This is a genomic window from Vibrio sp. 811 (genome assembly GCF_033339195.1).
Window position 1 is genome coordinate 1 of record NZ_JAWOUB010000528.1, and the last position, 635, is coordinate 635.

Annotated in this window: 1 protein-coding gene; it reads right to left on the minus strand. The window is 50.2% G+C overall.

Annotated elements, in window-relative coordinates; translation table 11 throughout:
- Positions 1 to 635, minus strand: a 635-nt coding sequence (locus R7Q46_RS27895) for a bifunctional transcriptional activator/DNA repair enzyme AdaA (protein ID WP_318078393.1), incomplete at both ends; no start/stop codon positions are given.

Genomic DNA, 635 nt, shown 5'->3' on the forward strand with positions numbered 1-635 from the left:
CCACGCTTTGCTGTTATCCAAACAAACGTTGCGTTGGTAACTCTCGCCGCTCACCCGCTCCACGCCCTCAATGGCTCTTAGTCGGTAAAAATCCAGCATGTGTTGCCAATTCAACTCGCCACGATAAGACAACGCAATTCGATTCGTGCTCACGCCATCAAATTCTCTTCGACGAACTTGAGAAGGCGTGAGCTTCAGAAACTTTTGGAACGCATCGTTGAAACGGCGCGTGCTGTTAAAACCGGCGGCGAAGCCAACTTCCGTAACCGACATCGAACTGGAATGCAGCAACTGTTTGGCGAACATTAACTGCTGATATTGCGCGTACTGTTTTGGTGACATGCCGAGATACTGCTCGAACAACATACGCAAGTAACGATCAGAAATCCCAACGCGTTCAGCCAGTTCAGACACCGAGTGGTGATGCAGCTCTCCTCGATCAATCAATGAAATCGCGCGTTGAAATGTTGTTTCTACGCCTTTCCATGCCCACGATCCCGGAGCGCTGTCTGGGCGACAACGCAAACAAGGACGATAACCCGCTTTAAGTGCTTGGGCTTTATCGGTGAAGTACTCTACATTTTCTTCTTTGGGTAGGTTCGCCGGACAAATCGGTCGGCAGAAAATCCCTGTGG